The sequence below is a fragment of the Streptomyces sp. ISL-94 genome (genome assembly GCF_018614075.1).
Classification (GTDB): domain Bacteria; phylum Actinomycetota; class Actinomycetes; order Streptomycetales; family Streptomycetaceae; genus Streptomyces.
Genome location: NZ_JAGGOZ010000147.1, coordinates 1 through 21,281, shown reverse-complemented (window position 1 = coordinate 21,281; position 21,281 = coordinate 1). Strand labels below are relative to the sequence as shown.

The window sequence follows — 21,281 nt, the reverse complement described above, 5'->3', positions numbered from 1 at the left end:
TCCGAAGACCGACGGGAAGCCCCCAAAAGAACGCTCACGGGTCAGAGACATACACACGGGCCCGTCAGGGAGCCGACTGCCCGCTCCCCTAGGCCGGCCAAGGCCCACCACCCAGGCCGGGCGGCGCCGGGCGCGGGCATCAGGCAGACCCAAGCCCGGGCCCTATCCATCAGATTCCGGGCCGGGGGCGCCGTCGCCTCCGGACCCGACGCCAGGCCTGCTCGCCCGAGCGAAGCGCCGCCGCCCCCGACCCCGCCTACGCGGCGACCCCACCCACCGCGCCCCCGCGCGCGGTGGGTGGGCAGCCGCCGATCCAGGGTGGTGGTGAGAGGGGGCCACGGCCCCGCCCGAGCGGCGCCCCCCACCCCGACGCGTCCTGCCGCCCTGTCAGGTCGTGCCAGAACCCTGGTCGAACCCTGGCCCGGGCCCAGTTCCTGACGTACCGTCATATCCGCCCGAGCCGCCCCCGGCTCAGCCCGGGCGCCCGCGCTCGCGTTCGCACCCGCCCGTCACCCGGCCACGCGCCCGCGCCCGCTCGCGTCCCGTGCCCCCGCGTCCAGGAGGTTCGCCATGTCCGCCGACCGGCCCATCGGCCTTGACGAGTACCCCATCCACCAGGCCCCCCTGTCGATGAAGCACCTCGTCAGCGGCGACCGTAACGCCTACGACCGCTGCATCTTCCACGTCTTCGACCACGCGGGCCGTGCCGTCCTCATCCTCGGCCTCGGGGTCTACCCCAACGCCGGGGTCATAGACGCCTACGCCACCCTGCGCATCGGCGACGAACTGCTCGCCGTCCGCGCCTCCGACGCCCTCTCCGACGACCGCATGAACCTTTCCGTCGGCCCCCTCTCCATCACCGTCGACGCCCCCCTGCGGCAGCTCACCCTGCGCTGCGCCGCCGACCCCGACGACCCGGACGGGCTCTCGTACGACGTCACCTGGACCGCCGAGTTCCCGGCCGTGTGGGAGCCCCACCACATCCAGCGGCGCGGCGACCGCCTCATGCTGGAGGGCCGCCGGTTCGTGCAGGCCGGCCAGGTCACCGGCACCATCCGCGCCAAGGGTGAGGAGTTCACCCTCACACCGGGGGAGTGGACCGGCACCCGCGACCGGAGTTGGGGCGTGCGGCCGATCCCCGGTGAGGACGGCGGCCGGGCCGCCGAGGAGTACCGTCCCGAGGGCTTCCACTGGCTCTGGATCCCCGTCCGCTTCGCGGACCGGTTCCTCATGGTCATCGCCCAGGAGGATGCCGACGGCCACCGCACCCTGAGCGAGGCCGTCCAGGTCTTCCCCGAGGGAAGCGGCCGCCACGACGTCCAGCTCGGCTGGCCGCAGACCGAGATCCGCTACCGGCCCGGCACCCGGCACCCGGAGACCGCCGTCGTCCACCTCACCGACCCGGCGCGCAAGCCCCTCGAACTCGGCGTGCAGATCCTGGGCTCCTCCCCCCTCGCCGTCGGCGCCGGGTACCCGCCCGCCGCCGACTGGCAGCACGGCACCTGGCAGGGGCGCGGCTGGACCGACCGCCGCGTCTACGACCTCTCCGACCCCGCCGCCCACCCCATGGCGGCCTTCGGGGTCACGGACCACTCGGCCCGCTTCACCCTCGACGGGCAGACCGGCCACGGCATCTTCGAACACGGCAGCTTCGGCCGGCACGACCCGAGTGGCTTCGCCGACTACTCCTCCGTCGCCCCCTAGGCCAGGCCGCTCGGTCCCAGCACGCAGTTCCCGTAGGAAAGGGGCATCCATGGCCACCGCACCACGTCCGCGCACCTCCACCCGCGAGCCCGAAGAGCTCGGCCGGCGCCTCGCCGCCTGGCTGGACACCAGGCTCCCCGGCGCAACGGTCACCAACGTGTCCGTCCCCGGGTCCAACGGCATGTCCAGCGAGACCTTGCTCTTCCACATAGAGCACCCCGACGCCCCGATCCGCGCCTGCGCGCTGCGGCTCGCCGCCGATCCGGCCGCCTACACCGTCTTCCCGGCGTACGACATGCCGCGCCAGCACCGTGTGATGAGCCTGGTCGCACAGCACACGGACCTGCCCGTCCCGCGCGTGCAGTGGCTGGAGGAGGACCCGGAGCCGCTCGGCGCGCCCTTCTTCGTGATGGCCCGCGCCGAGGGCCGGGTGCCGCCCGATGTCATGCCCTACACCTACGAGGGCAACTGGCTGCACGCCGCCACTGACGCCGAGCGCGCCGCACTGCAGGAGGCGAGCATCTCCCTGCTGGCCCGTCTGCACGACCAGTTCCCCGGCAAGGAGGCGGAGTTCCTGCTTCCCGAGGGCGAGGGCAGTCCCTTGCGCCGGCACGTGGACGCCCAACGCACCTACTACTCCTGGGTGGTTGCCGGACTGGCCCCGTCCCCTCTCATCGAGCGGGCCTTCGACCGCCTGGAGGAGCTGTGGCCGGCGGACGAGGGGCAGGCGGTCCTCAACTGGGGTGACGCCCGCATCGGAAACGTCATCTACGACGGCTTCACGCCGGTGGCCGTCCTCGACTGGGAGATGGCGGCGTACGCCCCGCGCGAGGTGGACCTGGGCTGGGCGGTCTACCTGCACCGGTTCTTCCAGGACCTCACCGTGAGCTTCGGCCAGCCCGGCCTGCCGGACTTCCTGCGCCGCGAGGACCTGGAGCGCCGGTACGCCGAACTGACCGGCCACACGCCGCGGGACATGGAGTTCCACACCCTGTACGCCGCCCTGCGGCACGGGATCGTGATGCTGCGCATCGCCTACCGGCAGGCGCACTTCGGCGAGGTCGAGATCCCGGCGGATCCGGACAGCCTGATCCTGCACCATGCCAGCCTGGCCGCCATGGTGCAGGGAACGTACTGGTAGCTACAGAAGAGGCGTTGCTGCCTGGTTTTGACGACCCGTCAGGCGGCCTGTGCGTGCTGTTGCTGCTGCCGCGTCTGCGGCGGCACGGGGCTCACCGTGCGGACCGGACGCGAGCCCGGACCGCCGACGTGCGAGAAGGGCTGCGTCCGCCAGTCCAGCCCCTGGGGCAGGCTCAGGTGCACCACGGGCTCCAGCTCCTGCGCCTCCGCCGGCTGGATCATCCCGACGGTCGCCAGCGCGTCGGTGGCGGGCCGCCCGGTACCCGCGCACACCGTGAGCCCGAAGGGGTTCCACGGGGTCAGGCAGAGCGCGTGCTGCGGCAGGTACTCCTCGTCGGCGACGAGCGCGATCGACTGGCCGCAGTCGGGGCAGATGGCGTGGTGGATCTCGAAGCCCTCGCCGTCGTCGAGGTATTCCGGATCTCCGGGGTAATCGTCGTCCCCGGAATCGAGAAGTTCCAGGGGCTCCGGTTCGGTGCGACCGGCGCGCTTGGTGTTCGGCATGGATGTACTCCCCCTTGGGTGGGCCGGGCGGGCAGGTTCTTCGGCCTCGGCCACACCAAGCACTTCCCGTCGCGCGGCACGAGTAACCACAACAGCCCTCCGTACGCCTCCATACCCCTGTGGCCTTGGTCACATGCCCGCCGCAGATGTCACCAGTGGGTGGACAGCACTGGGCCTGGAGCGCCCTTGGGCCTTAGGTTGTGCGGCTATGAGCGCAATGGAGGAGCTGGACCGCCAGATCGTGGATCTGCTCGTGCGGGACGGGCGGATGAGCTACACGGATCTGGGCAAGGCCACGGGGCTGTCCACATCGGCAGTCCACCAGCGAGTACGCCGGCTGGAACAGCGCGGTGTGATCCGCGGCTACGCGGCCGTGGTCGACCCCGAGGCCGTCGGCCTTCCGCTGACGGCCTTCATCTCGGTCAAGCCGTTCGACCCGAGCGCCCCGGACGACATCGCCGACCGGCTGGCCGGCGTCCCCGAGATCGAGGCCTGCCACAGCGTCGCGGGCGACGAGAACTACATCCTCAAGGTCCGCGTGGCCACCCCGCTGGAACTGGAAGACCTCCTCGGCCGACTCCGCGCCCTCGCGCACGTCGCGACCCGCACGACGGTGGTCCTCTCCACCCCGTACGAGGCCCGCCCGCCCCGTATCTAGGACGCACCCGGCATCAGCCCTGCAGGGCACACCGGGCCCACCCAGCCTGGCCTCGCCGGGCCCACCCAGGCCGCGCCGGGCCCACCTAGGGCCTGTTCTCGGTTGTGATCAATGGGTTGTCAGGAGGCTGGCGATCCAGATCGTCGCGGCGCGGAGGTGGACTCCGGCGAGGTAGCTCTCGGGGAGGAGCGGGGTCTGGGGCGGAGTCCCAGGTTGTCGAGCCGCGCCGGCGATTGAGGCGCGGGGTCCGGGACTCTCCGCCGGACCGGCGCAGCGGGAAGGGCCGCCGCAGGGCCCACCCGCACCCGCGTCCGGCCGCAGCCGGCCGAGGGGCGAGACTGTTCCCCATGACTGACCGCACCGCCCACTCCGCCGACGCCGCCGGAGCACCCCCCCGCACCGTCCTCCTCCGCGGCGGCGAGGTCCACAGCCCCGCAGACCCCTTCGCCACCGCGATGGTGGTCGAGCGCGGCCGCATCGCGTGGGTCGGCTCCGAGGGTGCGGCCGACGCCTTCGCGCAGGGCGTGGACGAGGTCGTCGACCTCGACGGGGCGCTCGTCACGCCCGCCTTCACCGACGCCCACGTCCACACCACCTCCGCCGGTCTGGCCCTCACCGGGCTGGATTTGACCGGAGCCCGGTCCCTCGCCGCCGCGCTGGACCTCGTACGCGCGTACGCCGCGAGCCGTCCCGCCGACCGGGTGCTCCTCGGGCACGGCTGGGACGCCGCCCGCTGGCCCGAGCGCCGCGCCCCGCGCCGCGCCGAGCTGGACGAGGCCGCCGCCGGCCGCCCGCTCTACCTCAGCCGCATCGACGTGCACTCGGCCGTGGCCACCACCGCCCTGCTCGCGCTCGTCCCCGGAGTACGGCCCGACGGCGACGAGCCGCTGACCCGCGACGACCACCACGCGGTACGGCGGGCCGCCCTCGCCGCCGTCACGCCCGCGCAGCGGTCCGAGGCCCAGCGGGCCGCCCTCGACCGGGCCGCCTCCCTCGGCATCGGCTCCGTACACGAGTGCGGCGGGCCCGACATCTCCTCCGCCGAGGACTTCACGGCCCTGCTCGACCTGGCCGCCGAGCGGCCGGGACCGCGCGTCTTCGGCTACTGGGCCGACCGGGACCTCGACCAGGCCAAGGCCCTCGGGGCCGTGGGAGCCGCCGGTGACCTCTTCGTCGACGGCGCCCTCGGTTCGCACACCGCCTGCCTGCACGCCCCGTACGCGGACGCCCCGCACACCGGAACGGGCTACCTCGACGCCCGGGCCGTCGCCGAACACGTGGCCGCCTGTACCGAGGCGGGCCTCCAGGCCGGCTTCCACGCCATCGGGGACGCCGCGATCGCCGTCGTCGTGGACGGGGTCCGGGCCGCCGCCGAGAGGGTCGGCCTGGCGCGCGTCCGCGCCGCCCGGCACCGGGTCGAGCACGCCGAGATGATGACCCCGGCCACCATCGCCGCCTTCGCGGAGCTGGGCCTGACCGCCTCCGTGCAACCCGCCTTCGACGCGGCCTGGGGCGGCGCGGACGGCATGTACGCCGACCGGCTCGGCGCCGAGCGCGCCCGCACCCTCAACCCGTACGCGGCCATGCTGAAGGCCGGCGTCCCGCTGGCCTTCGGCTCGGACGCGCCCGTCACCCCCCTCGACCCGTGGGGCACCGTCCGAGCGGCCGCCTTCCACCGGACGCCCGAGCACCGCATCTCCGTACGGGCCGCCTTCACCGCCCACACCCGGGGCGGCTGGCGGGCGCTGGGCCGCGACGACGCGGGGGTCCTCGTCCCGGGCGCCCCGGCCGACTACGCGCTCTGGCAGACCGCCGAACTGGTGGTCCAGGCCCCCGACGACCGGGTCGCGCGCTGGTCGACGGATCCCCGCTCGGGCACTCCCGGGCTGCCGGACCTGACCCCCGGCGCAGAGCTGCCGGTGTGCCTCGCCACTGTCGTCGGCGGGCGGGAGGTATTCGTACGCCCACAGGGGTGATCCGGCGGGCCTCGGTTCGGTGCGGGCGCCCGGACCCGGATAGGTTCGGCCGGGTCCACCACAGGACGTCCGTGCCGGACGGATCCGTCTGCTCAGCGCGCCCGCGCCTCGGGGGCGAGGGAAGGTTTCGCCGGTGGGGGCACCCCCAGCGGTAGCCGGGGGAGGGTGGCCCCGGGTCGGGGCCCGGCGGTCCAGTAGACAACGGTCGTGGCGGCCCGCAGCCAGCGGGAGTCCGATCGGCCCGAAGGACCGCGGGCCCCGGCCACTGTTCTAGAGTCGTTCTCTGCGACCAGACGTACGGGACGTGCAAAAGCACAAAAGGGGACTCAGTGAGCGACGGCGGACAGCGGACCTACGGACCGCTCGGAACTGCCCTGGTGATCATTCCGACCTACAACGAGGCGGAGAACATCGGGCTGATCGTCGGCCGCGTCCGCGCGGCGGTGCCGGAGGCCCACGTCCTGATCGCGGACGACAACAGCCCCGACGGCACCGGCAAGCTCGCCGACGAGCTGGCGGTCGGCGACGACCACGTGCACGTCCTGCACCGCAAGGGCAAGGAGGGGCTCGGCGCCGCCTATCTGGCGGGCTTCGTGTGGGCCCTGGAGGCCGGCTACGGCGTGATCGTCGAGATGGACGCCGACGGTTCCCACCAGCCGGAGGAGCTGCCCCGTCTGCTCACCGCGCTGGCCGGCGCCGACCTGGTGCTGGGCTCCCGCTGGGTGCCGGGCGGCCGGGTGGTCAACTGGCCCAAGAGCCGGGAGATCCTCTCGCGCGGCGGTTCGACGTACTCCCGGCTGATGCTGGACGTCCCGATCCGCGACGTGACGGGCGGCTACCGGGCCTTCCGCCGCGAGACCCTGGAGGGCCTGGGCCTGGACGAGGTGGCCTCCGCGGGCTACTGCTTCCAGGTCGACCTGGCCCGCAGGGCGGTGCAGAAGGGCTTCCGGGTGGTGGAGGTGCCCATCACCTTCGTCGAGCGCGAGTTCGGCGACAGCAAGATGAGCAAGGACATCGTGGTGGAGGCCCTGTGGCGGGTCACCCAGTGGGGCCTCAAGGCCCAGGCCGCCAAACTGCTCCCGGGCAAGGGTGACAGCAAGGGTGACAGCAAGGGTGACAGCAAGGGTGACAGCAAGGGTGACAGCAAGGGTGACAGCAAGGGTGACAGCAAGGGTGACAGCAAGGGCGGCGGCAAGGACGACCGCAAGGCCTGACCGCCGCAGCACCGGCCAGACTGCCGCGCTCCCCCAGGGGTTGCCCGCTACCTCCGGCTGAGGCCGCTTTTACGCCGGTCCAGGCACACTGGGGAGCATGACGACCGGCGTTCCCACCTCGATGGCTCCCCGACGGCGCTCGCCCGCCCGCACCTTCCTCCCCCTGGCGGTCGCCGCCTGGCTGATCCTGGAGATCTGGCTGCTCAGCCTGGTCGCCGGCGCGGCCGGCGGTCTCACCGTGGCCGCGCTGCTGGCGGGCGGGATGATCTTGGGCGTGGCGGTCATCAAGCGGGCCGGGCGACGTGCCTTCAAGAACCTGACGGACACCTTCCACCAAGCCCAGCGGGGCGTTCCGCCCACCCCGCAGCAGCCCGGCCAGGGCCAGGGCAACGGGCTCACCATGCTGGCGGGCCTGCTCCTGATCATGCCGGGGCTGATCTCCGACGCGGTCGGCCTGTTCTGCCTGCTCCCGCCGGTCCGTGCCTGGATCGGCCGCCGTGCGGGCCGCTCGCTGGAGCGCAAGGTGGCCTCGGCTTCCGCCGGCACCTTCGGCGACGCCTTCCAGCAGGCCCGTATCCGCTACCCCGACGGCAAGGTCGTCCAGGGCGAGGTCATCCGCGAGGACCGGCCGCAGGGTCCGCAGGGCCCGGACACGGCCTACCGCCCGCCGCTGGCCCCGTAGCCCCACCACGTGCGTTCCGGCAGCGGGCAAGCAAGCCGAGGGGCCCCGCCACACTGTGGCGGGGCCCCTCGGCTTGTATCTGCGTCCGGCTGTCAGGCGGACTTGCGGCTGTCCCGCGGATGCACGGCAATGTTCATGGCGCCGGAACGAAGGACCGCCAGCCTCTCGGCCAGCACTTCCTCCAGCTCCTCGCGGGTGCGTCGCTCCATGAGCATGTCCCAGTGCGTTCGCGCAGGCTTGCCCTTCTTCTCTTCGGGCCCGTCCCCGTCCACCAGGAGTGCCATGGCGCCGCACGCCTTGCACTCCCACTCCGGCGGAATTTCTGCCTCAACCGAGAACGGCATCTCAAATCGATGTCCGTTCTGGCATGCGTACTCCACCGCCTGGCGCGGGGCCAGATCGATGCCGCGGTCCGTCTCGTAGCTGGTAACCACGAGGCGCGTACCGCGGAGAGCTCGCTCACTCATGAATCGTGCCTCCCGGGCTTGTCGCCCACAGGACAGGTGTCGCTGTCGTCGTCATCCGGTCAACGTCCGGTCGGCGGTATAGATTCCCGCTCCGGGTCATGCGTCGCCCGTCGTGCCGCCCCTTGTTGTACCCACCAATGCCCGTTTTGTCACATCTGGCAGCAGATGTGACCCAACGTCTACACTTCTTACGCGCGCAGTAACGGTCCGCCTGGCAGGCCAAAGGCGTACACTACCGGCCCTTTGCTTCAACGTCTAAATTCGTTCGGAATTCGTTCGCAGATCCGGGCCGGGCGCGCTCCCGGATCCGCTCTCAGATCCGCTCGGGTACAGGATTGCCTGCCGCCTCCACCGCGCGCCGCACCGGCACTCGCGCCAGCAGCACGAAACCCAGTGCGAAGAAGACCACCAGCGAGATGATCGCGTCCCGGTAGCTGCCCGTGAGCTGGTACGTCAGGCCGAACACCAGCGGCCCCACCCAGCTCAGCCCGCGGTCGCTCATCTCGTACGCCGAGAAGTACTCGGCCTCCTTGCCCGCCGGCACCAGGTGCGAGAACAGGGAGCGCGACAGCGCCTGGCTGCCGCCCAGCACCAGCCCGATCATCGAGGCGAGTGCGAAGAACCACACCGGGGTGCGGGCCGGCAGGAAGTATCCGGCCGCCAGTGTCAGCCCCCAGGCGGCCAGCGAGCCCAGAATGGTCCGCTTCGCGCCGTAGATCCGGGCCAGCCGGCCCATCCCCAGCGCTCCCGCCACCGCCAGGACCTGCACCAGCAGGACGGCCCCGATCAGGGTGGACTGCTCGAGCTCCAGCTCCTCCGACCCGTAGATGGAGGCCTGGGAGATCACCGTCTGCACGCCGTCGTTGTAGATCAGGTACGCCAGCAGGAACGACAGGGTCAGCGGGTAGCGCCGCATGTCTTTCAGCGTGGCGACGAGCTGCTTCCAGCCGCTGACGGCCGGACCCGCCCCCGGCTCCCGGACCGCGGCCCGGTCCCGCAGCCGGCGCAGCGGGATCAGCGCGAAGGCCCCCCACCACAGGCCCGCCGAGGCGAGGCAGATCCGCACGGCCGCGCCCTCGGAGAGGCCGAAGGAGTCGTGGCCCATGTAGAGCACCAGGTTGGCCACGAGCATCAGGGAGCCCGCGGTGTATCCGAAGGCCCAGCCCCGCGAGGACACGGTGTCCCGCTCGTCCGGTGTGGAGATCTGCGGCAGATAGGCGTTGTAGAGCACCATCGAGACGGACAGCGCGGCATTCGCCACGATCAGCAGCAGCCCGCCCAGCAGGTAGCGCTCACCGCCCAGGAAGAACATCCCCGCCGTTGCCGCGGCCCCCGTGTACGCCGCCGCCGCGAGCATCGGCTTCTTGCGCCCGGTCCGGTCCGCGACCGCCCCCACGAGCGGCATGAGCAGCACGGCCAGGATCACCGAGGCCGACACCGAGTACGCGAAGAAGGAACCCGCCCGCACGGGGATGCCGAGCGGGTGCACGAAGCCCTCGGCGTCGGCGGCGGCCTTGGCCACCGAGGTGAGGTAGGGGCCGAGGAACACGGTGAGCACGCTCGCCGAGTACACCGAGACGGCGAAGTCGTAGAAGTACCAGCCCCGCTGCTCTCGCTTGCGCGCGGCCGCCGCGGCTCTGCCGTCCTCAGCCCCCGGTTCCGCTTCGTCCGTCGTCTGCGCACTCATCGGTGCCCCCTCGCCTGTCCCCGTACCGCACGGGCCGCCGCAGCCGTGCGGCGGCCGGTGCGGGCATGTCAGGCCCAGGCCCCGCGACGGTCCAGCACCGTGCGCAAGATGTCGATCCGGTCGGTCATGATGCCATCGACACCCAGGTCGAGGAGAGCCTCCATACGTTCCGGTTCGTTCACGGTCCAGACGTGCACCTGGAGACCCCGCTCGTGCGCGGTCCGCACGAAGCGCCGGTCGACCACGCGGATGCCCGACTGGGTCTCCGGAACCTGGGCCGCCACCGCCCCCACGCGCAGCGCGGCGGGGATCGCGTACGAGCGCAGCCGCAGGCCGAGCACCCCGCGCACCCCGTACGAGGTCGCCAGGCGGGGCCCGGCGATCTTCTGTGCCCGGCCCACCCGGCTCTCGGAGAAGGAGCCCACGCAGACGCGGTCCCAGACCCCGGCCCGGGCGATCAGATTGACCAGGGGGTGGAGCGCCGACTCGGCCTTGATGTCGACGTTCCAGCGGGCGTCCGGGAACTCCTCCAGCAGCTCCTCGAAGAGGGCGAGGGGCTCGGTGCCGCCCACCCGGGCCTCGCGGATCCGCTTCCAGGGCAGCTCGGCGATCCGGCCCCGCGCGTCGGTCACCCGGTCGAGCGTGGAGTCGTGGAAGGCGACGAGCTTCCCGTCGGCCGAGGCGTGCACATCGGTCTCGAAGTACCGGTAGCCGGCCCCGGCGGCCCGGCGGAAGGCGGCGGCGGTGTTCTCCAGTCCGTCCGCGGCGCCTCCCCGGTGTGCGAAGGGGATCGGAGCCGGGTGGTCCAGGTTACGGATGGCGAAGGCGTACGTGCGTCACGGCGGCAGTATCCCTCGCGCCGCGGTGAGGTAGTGGCCGGCAGGGTGAACGGCGGACGGGGACACCGCCCGATCCCGCGTTCCCGCGTGGTCGCATGTGCCGCCGTGCGCTGCCGCGCCATGGTCGGGAGACCTGCAGCCGGCCACACCCCCCTGGTGCGATTGGACTGGGCCGTGACAGTCTGTGTGTCCAGAGATGAATCCAATCCAGGCCTCCGGCGCACCTCGCCGAGGCCAATTCGATGAAGGTGGACCGGACGCCATGGCCGAATGGACCTCAGCGGTCGGTGCCGCACAGCTGGCCCGCCTCATCACCTCCCAGCAGGACCGCGTCGCAGCCCCCGGCTCCCGCAAGCTGCCCGCGTACCGCACCCTCGCCGACGGGATCCGCCTCCTCGTCCTGGAAGGCCGCGTCCCCGTCGCCGCCCGGCTCCCCGCCGAGCGGGAGCTGGCCGTCGCCCTCTCACTCAGCCGCACCACCGTCGCCGCCGCCTACGAGGCCCTGCGCGGCGAGGGGTTCCTGGAGTCCCGCCGGGGCGCGGGCAGCTGGACCTCCGTACCCGCGGGGAACCCGCTCCCCGCCCGCGGCCTGGAGCCGCTGCCCCCGGAATCCCTGGGCTCCATGATCGACCTGGGCTGCGCCGCCCTGCCGGCCCCCGAGCCGTGGCTCACCAAGGCGGTCCAGGGCGCCCTGGAGGAACTGCCCCCGTACGCGCACACCCACGGGGACTACCCGGCCGGCCTGCCCGCGCTGCGCCGGATGCTCGCCGACCGCTACACCGAGCAGGGCATCCCCACGATGCCCGAGCAGATCATGGTCACCACCGGCGCGATGGGCGCCATCGACGCCATCTGCAGCCTCTTCGCGGGCCGCGGGGAGCGGATCGCCGTCGAGTCCCCGTCCTACGCCAACATCCTCCAGCTCATGCGCGCCGCCGGAGCCCGCCTCGTACCCGTGGCCATGGCCGACGGCCTGGCGGGCTGGGACATGGACGTCTGGCGCCAGGTCCTGCGGGACTCCGCCCCGCGCCTCGCCTACGTCGTGGCCGACTTCCACAACCCCACCGGAGCCCTGGCCTCCGAGGAGCAGCGCCGTGCGATGGTCGCGGCCGCCCGCTCGGCCGGTACCGTCCTCGTCGCCGACGAGACCATGCTGGAGCTCCAGCTGGACCCGGATCTGGAGATGCCCCGACCGGTCTGCTCCTTCGACCCGGCCGGCAGCACGGTGATCACCGTGGGCTCCGCCAGCAAGGCCTTCTGGGCGGGCATGCGGATCGGCTGGGTCCGCGCCGCCCCCGACGTCATCCGCAGCCTGGTCGCCGCCCGCGCCTACGCCGACCTGGGCACGCCGGTGCTCGAACAGCTCGCGGTGAACTGGCTGATGCGGACCGGGGGCTGGCAGGAGGCCGTCGGGATCCGCCGCGACCAGGCCCGGGAGAACCGCGACGCGCTGGTCGCGGCGGTGCGCCGGCAGCTGCCGGACTGGGAGTTCGAGGTCCCGAAGGGCGGGCTCACCCTGTGGGCCCGCGCGGGCGGACTCTCCGGCTCCCGGCTGGCCGAGGTGGGCGAGCGGGTCGGCGTACGGGTCCCCTCGGGCCCCCGCTTCGGGGTGGACGGGGCCTTCGAGGGCTACGTCCGCCTCCCCTTCACGGTGGGCGGCCCGGTGGCCGAGGAAGCCGCCGCCCGCCTCGCCGCGGCGGCCGCCCTGGTGGGCACCGGCGCCGCCGGCAGCACTTCGGAACCCCCGCGCACGTTCGTGGCGTAACGCAGACCAGCCCCCGCCCCGGGAAGCCCCCCCGGCAGGGTTACGGCGCCTCCGCCGGCACCTCCGGGATCTCCGGCGCGTCGATGGCCGGACCCTGCGCCTGGGCAGGCGGGACCGGCTTGGCCGGCGTGACGTGTTCCTGGCCCTGGCCGCCGCCCGCGCCCGGCGCGAGCCGATCCGGCAGCAGCTCCAGCACCGCCTGCCGGAACCGGGGATGCGTCGCGTCGTCGTAAGGGTCCGGGGTGGCCGGTACCTGGAGCCGGTGCACCGGACCCGTGCCGAGCCGCGCGTACCCCCGCCCCGGCGGCACCTGCGCCGTCGGCGTGGTGTGCGGCGGCAGTCCCAGTACATCGGTGATCTGCTGGATCGCGGCGGGCCCGAGGACGACCCGGGCCCGGGTGTGCTGCCAGACGGCGTCGTTCAGCAGTTCCAGGTGGTCGAACTGCTCGGCCACCACCACCGTGATGTGCGCGGGCCGCCCGTGCCGCAACGGCACCTGCAGCTGGGCGAGCGGATCGGGTCCGCCCTCGGCGACCGCGAGGTGCGCCAGCACGGTCGGCTGGTCCAGCAGGATCCACAGCGGGCGCCGGGTGTCCTCGGGCGCCGGGCGGCCGGCCTCACGGGCCCGGTGGGTGGCGATGAGGCGCCGCTCGGTCTCCTGCGCGGCCCACTCCAGGGTGGCCGGCGCCCCGCTGGGCCCGCATTCCACGGCGAGGACGCCGCTGCGGCCGGACAGGCAGGAGTACTCGCCGCTGCCGCCGCCCTCGACGATCAGTACGTCGCCCCCGTGCCTCAGGGCCTGGAGGGCGATGGACCGCAGCAGGGTCGAGGTGCCGCTGCCGGGCTGGCCGACGGCCAGCAGGTGGGGCTCGGTGGAGCGGGGCCCGGTGCGCCAGATCACCGGCGGCACGTCCCGGGGCTCGTCGCCCTCCAGGACGGGCAGGGTGCGCTGCACGCAGCCGGCGTCGGTGAAGCCGAGGACGGTCTCCCCGGGCGAGGTGACGAAAGGCTGGGCGGCGATGCCCGTCGGCAGCGCCGCCAGCACACTCAGATCGACCTGGTTGCCCTCCTCGTCCCAGTCGAAGAGATACTCCCGTCCGCGCCCGGACTTGGCGTGCAGCAGTGCCTCGATCCGGGCCCGTGAGGCGGCCTCGCCATCGGTGAAGTAGGCCGGGTAGCGGATGTGGAGCCGGGTGATGCGGCCCGCCTCGTCGAACTCGTAGCCGCTGAAGGCCTTGTCCCAGTCCCCGCCGTGGGCGAAGAGGGCGTTCGGGTCCTCCGGGATGGAGAAGTACGGCACGAGGGCTTCGTAGAGGGAGCCGAGCCGTTCGGTCTCGGCATCGCTGGGCCCGGTCTTCACCGGGGTGCGGTCGCGTCCCTGCCAGGCCGCCGCCGCCATGAGGGTGATCAGGGCGAGGGGCGGGCCGTAGGGGACGAGCGCGACCACGAGGACGCAGGCGGCTCCCAGGAACAGCGCGGGACCACGCTTCTCCTTGGGTGTTTCGGACCATTTGCGCCGCCCGGCCGAGGCCAGGATGCGCAGGCCGCGTCCGATGGTGAGGAGCGGATGGAGGACGTCCGTGGCGCTGTCGGCGGCCGTGCGAGCGAAGTCGCGGCCCCGTGCCAGCGACGCGGTGCCGCTGCTGAGGATGCGGGGGAGTGGGCGCCGGGCCACGGGCGTCTCCTGGAGTTGTGGGTGCTTCGGGTACTTCGGGTGGGGCCGGGTGTGGCTCTCGCGTCGGCCGGGCTAGAGCTTGATCCCGCCGAGCAGGCTCGCGAGGCTCGCCGTGCTCGCCGTGATGCTCGGGGCGATGGCGGAGCCGGCGAGGAAGAAGCCGAAGAGCGAGGACACGAACGCGTGCGAGAGCTTCATGCCGTCCTTCTTGAAGAACAGGAAGCAGATGATGCCGAGCAGGACGACACCTGAGATGGAAAGGACCATGAGTGGTTCTCCTGGTAGGTGGGGACAGTCACCATCAGTTCTTCCAGGCTCACAGGAAGTATCAATGCGACAAAAGGTGCATACGGGTGAATTCTGGAGTTTTTCACTTGACCGGCTCACCCTGACTGGCGCGTCAGGCCCGAAGGGGGCCAGGGGTGATCATTGCCGCAGCCCGGCCCGGGCATGTGCAGGTCCGGGCGCTACTCTGGCGATTCACCCGTACGGACGCAGTGCCGTGCACCCCCCTGCCCGCACGGCCTGGGGAAACTCCATGCGAGCAGCGAGTGAAAGGCGGTACGAACCATGAGTGAGCACATCGAGGGCGGCTCCGGTTCCCAGGGCGTCCCCGACGAGGACGTGATCGAACTGGCCACCAAGATCTTCGACCTCGCCCGCCAGGGCGAGACCGAGACGCTCACCGCGTACCTCGACGCCGGGGTCCCGGCGAACCTCACCAACGACCGCGGGGACACCCTGGTCATGCTGGCCGCCTACCACGGCCACGCCGCCACCGTCTCGGCCCTGCTGGCCCGCGGCGCCGAGGCCGACCGCGCCAACGACCGCGGCCAGACCCCGCTGGCCGGCGCCGTCTTCAAGGGCGAGGAGGCCGTCATCCGCGCCCTGCTCGACGGAGGGGCCGACCCGAACGCCGGAACCCCCTCCGCCGTGGACACGGCGCGCATGTTCGCCAAGGCCGACCTGCTGGAACTTTTCGGAGCCAAGTAGTCCGTTTTTGCCTGTGATCTGGCCGTGTGCGGCCGGTTCCCGACCTCACAGGTTGGTCACGGCGGCCGTAAATGTGGTCGCGGTGCACAAACCGGCTGGGTCATCATGGCGTCGGATTCGATTCGCGAGCACGGCGGACGGGCAGGAGCGGGCAGGACACGACGGGTGTCCGCGCCCGGCCCGGCCGCCCGGCTCCCGGAGCACCGACGAGAGTGAGAAGGCAATGGTCTACATCGAGCGGAACATGACGGCGGACGTCCTCACATGCTGTTACGCGGCCCTGTGAATCCCGATTCCCGGTTGCGTCCCCAGCTTGATTTGAGGCCATTCCCATGTTCGAACCAGTCATAGCGCCGAGCGGCACCCTGCTCGGGCTGCTCCAGCGGGGCCGCGGCGACGGCACGCTGCACGCCCTCGCGGCACCCAGGCCGGAGGCCCTCCAGGCCCTCAACCAGTGCGTGCTCCGCGATCCGCGCCAGGACTGGCAGGTCGAGAACCGCTCCTTGTACTACGCCCGGCTGTACCTGGATCTCGACGGCCCCCTCGGCGAGATCGAAGCCCACCTCTTCAGCGCCGACGACCTCGTCGACGACGAGGACCACCGCACGGGCCTCGCCCTGTCCGTCCTGGGCCACCTCGCCTCGTACGGCCGTGACGACGCGCTCATGCTGCTGCGCCGGTACGCCGCCTCCGGCGCGAACTGGGCCTGGGCCCTCGACGAGCTCGCCCTGCGCGACGACGACGAGGGGCTGCGCTCCCTGGGCGTGTCCGTCATCGCCCGCTTCCCCGCCACGGCGGAGGGCGAGGCGCGGCTGGCCGCCGCCGTCCGCGACGCGTACGAGCCCCGGCCCTGGTGCTTGTGGGAGGAGTCGCCTGTGTACGGGGAGCGCCTGCGCGCCGCCCGGCAGCAGGGCTCCTTCGACCGCTGGCAGCGCCAGCTCACGCCGAGCGGCCCCCGGCCTGGCTGGGGCGTCCAGGCCGTCTTCGACTGGGCGGCCGACGGCCTGCGCCGCGGCACCCCGCTGCACGTGCCCGCCGCCCGCTGCCTCGCCGCCGTGGCCGCGCCCGAGGACCGCCCCGCCATCCTGGCGGCGGCGGCCGGCGCCTCCGGTGACGCGGCCCGCGCCACCGCCCTGCACCACCTGGTCCTCGCCGAACCGGAGAACCCGGCCGTCCTGGACCTCATCGAAGCCGCCGCCGACGAGCCCGCCGTGGCCGCCTACGAGCGCATGTGCGGCCCCGAGGCCGTCGAACGGGCCCGGCGCTGGATCCACCGCCCCGACGTCCTGGGCGCGGCCGCCGCGGCCACCCTGGCCTCCCGGGGCGCAGCCGAGGACGCCGGCCTGGTCCTGGGAGCCCTGCGCTCCACCGTCCGCGGCGAGGGCCCGGACACCCGCCGGCTCTACGCCCTGGTGGACGGAGCGGGCCGTCTCGCCATCGGCTGCGCCGCCCCGGTGCTGCGCCACATCTACCGCGAGACGGCCTCGTCCCACCTGCGCGGCCGGGCCGCGCGCGCCCTGGCCGCCACCGATCCCTCGTTCGCCGCGGGCTTCGCCGTCGAATGCCTGTGGGACTGCGAGGAGACCACCCGCGAGGTGGCCGCCCTCCACGCGGAGACCGCAGACGTACGCGTGGCACCCCGCCTGCGCCGCCTGGCCGCCGATCCGGCGGAGGAGGAGGACGTCCAGTCGGCCGTCCGCAGTCGGATCGCTCCGGAGTCGGCCGTGTAGCCCCGCCGGCCCCCGCTCCGACACGCACTCGGCCCGGCCCCTGACGCGAGGGGGCCGGGCCGAGTGCTGTGCGGCGTGGTGCCACGGAGCCGAACGAACCTACGGGCGTGGTGAGATCCGGTGGCCCGGTCTCGTGTCGTGGGCTGCGCACCCGGTTCCTCCCCTGCGCAGGGGGACCCGGTCGGCCCCCTCGTCCAGTACTCGGCCGAAGCCCCCTCGGGCGTTTCATCGGGACCGGACGAACCTCACCGCAATCCCCGGCCGGGCCTGCGCCGCCGCGTCCAGGGCCGGGCCCGGCGGGACCACGCCGACCACCGGGTAGCCGCCCGTCACCGGGTGGTCGGCCAGGAACACCACCGGCAGGCCGTCCGGCGGGACCTGGACCGCGCCCAGCACCATGCCCTCGCTCGGCAGTTCCCCCGGGCGGCGGCGGACCAGCGGGGTGCCCGCCTCCGTGCGCAGGCCGATGCGGTTGGACATCGCCGAGACCCGGAACTCCGCACGCCACAGCCCGGCGAGCGAAGCCTCCGTGAACCAGTCCGCCCGCGGGCCCGGGCGGAGCGGGAGCAGCAGTTCCGAAGGCGCCCCCGGCAGGCCGCAGGCGTCGGCCCCAGGGGCCGGATCCGGCCCGGCGGAGCCCACCGGCAGCAGCGCCCCGGCCGACAGCACCGGCGGCCCCAGGCCCGACAGCAGGTCCGTCGAGCGGCTGCCCAGGACCGGCGGGACGGCGAGGCCTCCCCGCACCGCGACGTAGCTGCGCAGACCCGACTCCGCCCGGCCGACCTCCAGCTCCGCACCGGCCGACAGCCTGACAGCGGCTCCCCAGGCCACCGCGCGGCCGGACACCCGTACGGAACAGGGCGCGCCCGTGACCGCCACGGTGACCGGGGCCAGGGGCCGCAGCCCCACCCCGTCCAGGGTCGTCTCCAGTGCCGCGGCGTCCGGGGCGTTGCCCAGCAGCCGGTTGCCCAGCGCGTACGCCGCCGAGTCGAGGGCTCCCGAGCGGGGGACCCCGAGGTGCGCGTATCCGGGGCGGCCGCGGTCCTGGACCGTGGTCAGCGCCCCCGGGCGGATCACCAGCAGCCCTGTCATCGGCCCGCCTGCGTGAACCGCACCCGTGTCCCCGGCGCGAACAGCGCCGCCGGTTCCCGCTCCGGGTCCCAGAGCACCGCGTCCGTGGACCCGATCAGCTGCCAGCCGCCGGGGGAGGAGCGCGGGTACACCCCCGCGTACTCGCCGGCCAGCGCCAGCGAGCCCGCCGGGACGGCCGCGCGGGGCGTGTCCCGCCGCGGGAGGTGGAAGCGCTCCGGGAGCCCGGTCAGGTAGCCGAAGCCGGGGGCGAACCCGCAGAAGGCCACGCGGAAGACGGTGCCGCCCACGACGGCCGGGACCTCTTCGGGGGCCATGCCCCACAGCCGGGCCACCTCGGCCAGGTCCGGGCCGTCGTAGCGCACCGGGACGGTCACCAGCGGCCCCTGCGTCTGCGCGAGCGGGGGCACCTCCCACCGCGCGATCCGGGCGCCGAGCGCGGCGGGGTCCCGTACGCCGTCGAGCAGCACGGTCCGGGCCGCGGGCACGAGGTCCCGTACGGCGCCGAGCTCGCCCGCGCCCCGGCGGCGCAGCAGTTCTGCGTGGAGCGCGGCCACTTCGGCGGCCGAGTCCAGCTCGACGAGCAGCGCATCGCCGCCCACGACCAGGGTCCTCACGCGAAGGCCTCCACCCACACCCCGCCGGCGTCCAGCGCCTCCCGCACCCTGCGGGCGAGATCCGCGGCGCCCGGGGTGTCCCCGTGCAGGCACAGCGAGCGCGGGGCGACCGCCACCCGGGAGCCGTCGGCGGCCGTCACCTCGCCCCGCGCGGCCATCCCGACCGCCCGCGCGACCACGGCGCCCGGGTCGTGCACCACCGCCCCAGGCTCGCCGCGCGGCACCAGCGTCCCGGCCGGCGTGTAGGCCCGGTCGGCGAAGGCCTCCGCCACGGCGGCCAGCCCGGCCGCCTCGGCGGCGGCGAGCAACAGCGACCCGGGCAGCCCGAGCACCGGCAGGCCTCCCGTGGCACCGGCCCCGGCCGCCAGCCGGACGCCCGCGACGACGGCGGCGGCCTGGTCGGCGTCGTGCACGGTGCGGTTGTACAGCGCGCCGTGCGGTTTCACATAGGACACGCGGGAGCCGGCCGCGCGCGCGAAGACCTCCAGCGCCCCGATCTGGTAGGCCACCTCGTCCGCCAGCTCGCCGGCCGGCACGTCCATCGAGCGCCGCCCGAAGCCGGCCAGGTCGCGGTAGGAGACCTGCGCGCCGATCCGAACGCCGCGCTCGGCCGCCAGCTCGCAGACCCGGCGCATGATGGACGGGTCACCGGCGTGGAAGCCGCAGGCGACATTGGCGCTCGTGACCACGGACAGCAGCGCCTCGTCGTCGGTGAGGGTCCAGCGCCCGAAGCCCTCGCCCAGGTCGGCGTTGAGGTCGATCACCGGCGTGGGTGCGATCATGGAATCCATGCGGCGAGAGTAGAGCAGGCCGCCCGGCCCGCGGCGGCGCCGAGAGGGCGGCGACAAGAGGGCGGCGACAAGAGGGCGGCGACAAGAGGGCGGCGCCGACGAAGGGCGATCCGGCCGAACCATGCCGTTTGGGATGTTGTGAGGGTCAGCGCCTAGTCTTTGCCCGTGACTCTCCCTGCCCCGGCGAAGACCCTTCCGTCCCCGGCGCCGGGCCCGGCCGCCGACGAGGGCCTGGCCCGGCGGCTGCGCGCCCTCGCCTGCACCGCCCCGCTGCACGACCTCGACGTACGCAAGGCCAACCTGGCGGGCGAGTACGGGGTCTACGCGATGGCGGAGGTCGCGCTGGCCGCGATCGACCTGGTCACGCTCAACATGGACTTCGACACCGGCGCCGACCACGAGCAGATAGTGGCCCGGCTGCTGCCGCGCGTCGCCGCCCAGGCACCGGCCCGGCCCGCGGCCGAGCACGAGCGGGTGGCCCGCTGGGTGCTGGAGAACCTGATCAACGTCGGCAGCGTGGACCGCGGATTCCGCGCGATCTACGGCACGTTCGGCCCGGACGGCGTGTACGTCCGGCGCGACTACGACTTCAAGCTGATCGAAGAGGTCCCCGGCTACGGCGGGGCGGTGTACCTGCGGACGACGGACGAGGCCGTCAACGTGCTCGTCGGCGCCCTCGACACGGACGTCACCAGCGCGCAGATCGCGGCCGAGGTGAAGCTGGAGGTCCTGATCAGCCGGGGCCGGCTGGCGGACGCCCAGCTCGCCGCGGAACAGGCCCGCTACCGCACGGTCCAGTACGCCGAGACCCTGCGGCGGACGCTGGACGCGACCCGGCGCAACGTCCGGGCGGTGGACTGGCTCCAGGCCGTCCCCGACATGATCGCGGAGGCCCTGGACCACGTCGCCGACCGCTACCGGCACGAGAACGCGATCCTGACGAACATCCGCAAGGCGCGCGACGAGGCGGAGGAGCCCGAGAGCAGGCGGCGCGCCGCCGAGCTGGTCGACATCGTCAAGGACTGCATCCGCCGACACACCCAGCTCCAGTCCCGGCTCCTGGACGCCGGCCCGCTCTTCCGCGCCGAACAGGACCGCCAGGCCTTCGCCGCGCCCGCGCCGCGCTCGGGCATCGACCTGTACGGGCAGCTCGTGGCGCCCCTGCTGCCGCTGCCGGTCGCCCAGGCCCGCCGGGTCACCGACGCCTTCTTCGCGGCCGGCACGGGCCTGCGCACCCCCGTCTCGGTGCGCGTCGCCGACCTGGTGGACATACTCCTCACCCCGCCGGTGGAGCGGGAGCACCTCGGCGTGGAGATGCCGGAGCCCGACCTGATCGCCACCCCGGACGACAGCCGCTTCAGCGAGCAACAGCTCGCCGCTGCGATGGAGCTCCTGGACCTCCCGCACGACGCCCCGCGCCGGCTGTCCGGCCTGCTCGCGGAGGCCCGCCGCAGCGACCCGGACCTCCCGTACCTGGTGGCCCTGCTGGCCGTCCACGCGGCGAGCCCGGCCGTCGGCACGGCCTACCGCCAAGGCGAGGAGCGGCTGCTCTTCGCGGTGGACGACGGCACCCAGCTCGACGACCCGGAGTTCGGAGGCGCCGACCTGATCGTCGGCACCGCCCTCCTCGACGCGGCCGGCATGGCCGCGGACCGCGCGGAGGCGGCATGACCATCGCGGCCCCGACCGGGCGGAACGGGGCGGGCGAGCCGGGGCCGGTCGCGCCCGCCGCGCCCGCCGGTCCGGTCGC

Annotated in this window: 19 protein-coding genes; 10 read left to right on the top strand and 9 right to left on the bottom strand. The window is 73.6% G+C overall.

Features of this window, described 5'->3' with window-relative positions; all coding sequences use genetic code 11:
- Positions 1 to 570: 570 nt before the first annotated feature.
- Both J7E94_RS33920 and J7E94_RS33915 read left to right on the top strand, forming a co-directional pair.
- Entirely contained in the window at positions 571 to 1,704 is a 1,134-nt protein-coding gene (locus J7E94_RS33920; RefSeq protein ID WP_215020664.1) for a hypothetical protein, read from the top strand.
- A gap of 49 nt (positions 1,705 to 1,753) precedes the next feature.
- Positions 1,754 to 2,845 (top strand): phosphotransferase family protein, encoded by a 1,092-nt coding sequence (locus J7E94_RS33915; protein WP_215020663.1) that lies wholly within the window; start codon positions 1,754 to 1,756, stop codon positions 2,843 to 2,845.
- Positions 2,846 to 2,883: 38 nt separating this feature from the next.
- On the opposite strand, the gene J7E94_RS33910 is transcribed toward J7E94_RS33915, so the two are convergent.
- A complete protein-coding gene (locus J7E94_RS33910) occupies positions 2,884 to 3,348 on the bottom strand; it encodes a hypothetical protein (RefSeq protein ID WP_215020662.1) in 465 nt (154 codons plus the stop codon).
- 217 nt (positions 3,349 to 3,565) lie between these two features.
- On the opposite strand from J7E94_RS33910, the gene J7E94_RS33905 reads away from it, so the two are divergent.
- From J7E94_RS33905 to fxsA, 4 genes are all read left to right on the top strand, one after another.
- Positions 3,566 to 4,006, top strand: a complete 441-nt coding sequence (locus J7E94_RS33905; RefSeq protein ID WP_215020666.1) for an Lrp/AsnC family transcriptional regulator — start codon at positions 3,566 to 3,568, stop codon at positions 4,004 to 4,006.
- Between the two features lie 347 nt (positions 4,007 to 4,353).
- Positions 4,354 to 5,982: an amidohydrolase gene (locus tag J7E94_RS33900; protein WP_215020661.1), complete on the top strand. Its 1,629-nt coding sequence runs from the start codon at positions 4,354 to 4,356 to the stop codon at positions 5,980 to 5,982.
- Between the two features lie 329 nt (positions 5,983 to 6,311).
- Positions 6,312 to 7,196: a polyprenol monophosphomannose synthase gene (locus J7E94_RS33895; protein WP_215020660.1), complete on the top strand. Its 885-nt coding sequence runs from the start codon at positions 6,312 to 6,314 to the stop codon at positions 7,194 to 7,196.
- Positions 7,197 to 7,293: 97 nt separating this feature from the next.
- A complete protein-coding gene (gene fxsA / locus J7E94_RS33890) occupies positions 7,294 to 7,878 on the top strand; it encodes an FxsA family membrane protein (protein ID WP_215020659.1) in 585 nt (194 codons plus the stop codon).
- A gap of 92 nt (positions 7,879 to 7,970) precedes the next feature.
- Here the strand turns inward: fxsA and J7E94_RS33885 are convergent, their stop codons facing one another.
- The 3 genes from J7E94_RS33885 to J7E94_RS33875 all read right to left on the bottom strand — a co-directional run bounded on the left by J7E94_RS33885 (position 7,971) and on the right by J7E94_RS33875 (position 10,850).
- Positions 7,971 to 8,345, bottom strand: coding sequence for an RNA polymerase-binding protein RbpA (locus tag J7E94_RS33885; protein ID WP_007262928.1), 375 nt, complete (start codon positions 8,343 to 8,345; stop codon positions 7,971 to 7,973).
- Positions 8,346 to 8,658: 313 nt separating this feature from the next.
- The gene (locus J7E94_RS33880; protein ID WP_215020658.1) at positions 8,659 to 10,032 is read right to left on the bottom strand and encodes an MFS transporter; all 1,374 of its coding nucleotides are present in this window, start codon (positions 10,030 to 10,032) and stop codon (positions 8,659 to 8,661) included.
- Between the two features lie 68 nt (positions 10,033 to 10,100).
- Positions 10,101 to 10,850, bottom strand: a complete 750-nt coding sequence (locus tag J7E94_RS33875) for a glycerophosphodiester phosphodiesterase family protein (protein ID WP_215020665.1) — start codon at positions 10,848 to 10,850, stop codon at positions 10,101 to 10,103.
- Positions 10,851 to 11,133: 283 nt separating this feature from the next.
- Here J7E94_RS33875 and J7E94_RS33870 point away from each other — a divergent pair, with 283 nt between their 5' ends.
- Complete coding sequence (locus J7E94_RS33870; protein ID WP_215020657.1) at positions 11,134 to 12,636, top strand: PLP-dependent aminotransferase family protein; 1,503 nt, start codon at positions 11,134 to 11,136, stop codon at positions 12,634 to 12,636.
- Between the two features lie 40 nt (positions 12,637 to 12,676).
- Here J7E94_RS33870 and J7E94_RS33865 read toward each other — a convergent pair whose 3' ends face one another.
- Complete coding sequence (locus tag J7E94_RS33865; protein ID WP_215020656.1) at positions 12,677 to 14,311, bottom strand: ATP-binding protein; 1,635 nt, start codon at positions 14,309 to 14,311, stop codon at positions 12,677 to 12,679.
- Positions 14,312 to 14,383: 72 nt separating this feature from the next.
- The gene (locus J7E94_RS33860; RefSeq protein ID WP_215020655.1) at positions 14,384 to 14,578 is read right to left on the bottom strand and encodes a hypothetical protein; all 195 of its coding nucleotides are present in this window, start codon (positions 14,576 to 14,578) and stop codon (positions 14,384 to 14,386) included.
- Positions 14,579 to 14,881: 303 nt separating this feature from the next.
- On the opposite strand from J7E94_RS33860, the gene J7E94_RS33855 reads away from it, so the two are divergent.
- Together J7E94_RS33855 and J7E94_RS33850 are read left to right on the top strand one after the other, a co-directional pair.
- The gene (locus J7E94_RS33855) at positions 14,882 to 15,304 is read left to right on the top strand and encodes an ankyrin repeat domain-containing protein (RefSeq protein WP_215020654.1); all 423 of its coding nucleotides are present in this window, start codon (positions 14,882 to 14,884) and stop codon (positions 15,302 to 15,304) included.
- Positions 15,305 to 15,636: 332 nt separating this feature from the next.
- Positions 15,637 to 17,034: a HEAT repeat domain-containing protein gene (locus J7E94_RS33850; RefSeq protein WP_215020653.1), complete on the top strand. Its 1,398-nt coding sequence runs from the start codon at positions 15,637 to 15,639 to the stop codon at positions 17,032 to 17,034.
- A gap of 225 nt (positions 17,035 to 17,259) precedes the next feature.
- Here the strand turns inward: J7E94_RS33850 and J7E94_RS33845 are convergent, their stop codons facing one another.
- Genes J7E94_RS33845 through J7E94_RS33835 form a run of 3 tightly spaced genes read right to left on the bottom strand, consistent with a single transcriptional unit; the run spans position 17,260 to position 19,531 of the window.
- Positions 17,260 to 18,126, bottom strand: coding sequence for a biotin-dependent carboxyltransferase family protein (locus tag J7E94_RS33845; protein WP_215020652.1), 867 nt, complete (start codon positions 18,124 to 18,126; stop codon positions 17,260 to 17,262).
- Entirely contained in the window at positions 18,123 to 18,740 is a 618-nt protein-coding gene (locus J7E94_RS33840) for an allophanate hydrolase subunit 1 (protein WP_215020651.1), read from the bottom strand. Before J7E94_RS33840 ends, J7E94_RS33845 begins: the two co-directional genes overlap by 4 nt.
- Complete coding sequence (locus tag J7E94_RS33835) at positions 18,737 to 19,531, bottom strand: LamB/YcsF family protein (protein ID WP_215020650.1); 795 nt, start codon at positions 19,529 to 19,531, stop codon at positions 18,737 to 18,739. The genes J7E94_RS33840 and J7E94_RS33835 overlap by 4 nt, the downstream gene beginning before the upstream one ends.
- A 165-nt stretch (positions 19,532 to 19,696) precedes the next feature.
- Here J7E94_RS33835 and J7E94_RS33830 point away from each other — a divergent pair, with 165 nt between their 5' ends.
- Positions 19,697 to 21,202: a hypothetical protein gene (locus J7E94_RS33830; protein ID WP_308345644.1), complete on the top strand. Its 1,506-nt coding sequence runs from the start codon at positions 19,697 to 19,699 to the stop codon at positions 21,200 to 21,202.
- Positions 21,203 to 21,281: the final 79 nt, after the last annotated feature.